Origin of the sequence: Clostridium sp. ZBS2, from assembly GCF_023845855.1 — a bacterium.
GTDB classification, from domain to species: Bacteria; Bacillota; Clostridia; order Clostridiales; family Clostridiaceae; genus Clostridium; species Clostridium aquiflavi.
Map to the genome: position 1 here is coordinate 1 of NZ_JAMQIF010000125.1, position 490 is coordinate 490.

Genomic DNA, 490 nt, shown 5'->3' on the forward strand with positions numbered 1-490 from the left:
AAAAAAAAAAGCTCCTTCACTTGTATCACCTACTTTTACTACTAAAAGATCTCCTTTTTCTTTTACCACTTTATCTAGTTACTTATTTTGTTTTTTTTCATCACCATAAGCATCTAAAAAAATAAACTCAACTTTGTTTGGATTTTCTTTTTGAATTTCTTCCAAACTATTTTTTAATAAAGAGATATACTCATCATTAAATTTATATAACAATACTCCTACTTTAGCAGCTTTTTCTGAATCAAAATTTGAACAATTAGCTACAATATTTTCATTAACACCAAAAACCATTAAAATCATTACTATAATTATCATATTAATACTTAAAAGTTTTTTTTTCATAGTAATCCTCCGTTATACTAATTTTATATTTCATAAATATTTTTACTATTAATATTATTTGGATTATGAAAATAAATTATCCATAAAAATAAAAATAAGCTTGTCATATAACAAGCTTATTTTATTAAAATTATTTTATTATTTCTTT

1 protein-coding gene is annotated in these 490 nt (G+C 20.4%); it reads right to left on the reverse strand.

Annotated elements, in window-relative coordinates:
• Positions 1–78: 78 nt before the first annotated feature.
• On the reverse strand, positions 79–342 hold the full coding sequence (locus NG918_RS16730; protein ID WP_252227177.1) for a hypothetical protein: 264 nt from the start codon (positions 340–342) through the stop codon (positions 79–81).
• Positions 343–490: the final 148 nt, after the last annotated feature.